Consider the following 849-nt stretch of genomic DNA (forward strand, 5'->3'; position numbering starts at 1 on the left):
CTGCTCGGCGGGCCGGTGCGCGGGCAGGTGCCCTTCAGCGGCTACCTGTTCTACAAGTGGGCCCGGCACCCGGACCGCCCCGGGGACCGGTGGGGCGAAGCCCTGGACCCGGCCGGGATCGTGGCCCAGGCCCGCACCATGGTCAAGGAGTACGGCTTCACCGCCCTGAAGCTCAAGGGCGGGGTCTTCGACCCGGACGCCGAGGCGGAGGCCGTCGAGGCCCTGGCCGCGGAGTTCCCGCAGCTGCCGCTGCGCATCGACCCGAACGCGGCCTGGAGCGTGCAGACCGGCATCCGGATCGGCAAACGCCTGGCCGGGGTCCTGGAATACCTCGAGGACCCCACCCCCGGCATCGCCGGCATGGCCGAGGTCCGCCGGCAGGTGCCCATGCCGCTGGCCACGAACATGTGCGTGGTCGCCTTCGCCGACCTGCCGGCCGCCACCGCCGCCGGCGCGGTGGACGTGGTGCTCTCGGACCACCACTTCTGGGGCGGGCTGCGCCGGTCCCAGACCCTGGCCGGGATCGCCGAGACCTTCGGGCTGGGCCTGTCCATGCACTCGAACTCCCACCTGGGCATCTCCCTGGCCGCCATGGTCCACCTGGCCGCGGCCACCCCCAACCTGGACTACGCCTGCGACACCCACTGGCCCTGGAAGGACCCGGCCGAGGACGTCATCGCCCCCGGCACCCTCACCCTCCGCCACGGCGCCGTCACCGTCCCGGACCGCCCCGGCCTGGGCATCGAACTGGACCCCGACGGACTCGAGAAACTGCACCGCCGGTACCTGGACTGCGGGATCCGCACCCGCGACGACACCGGCTACATGCGCTCCATCCACCCCGGCTAC

1 protein-coding gene is annotated in these 849 nt (G+C 73.3%); it reads left to right on the top strand.

Features of this window, described 5'->3' with window-relative positions; genetic code table 11:
• The coding region (locus HGG74_RS20910) for an enolase C-terminal domain-like protein (RefSeq protein WP_168489466.1) at positions 1-849 on the top strand (849 nt) is incomplete at both ends.

The organism is Arthrobacter mobilis (assembly GCF_012395835.1).
Taxonomy (GTDB): domain Bacteria; phylum Actinomycetota; class Actinomycetes; order Actinomycetales; family Micrococcaceae; genus Crystallibacter; species Crystallibacter mobilis.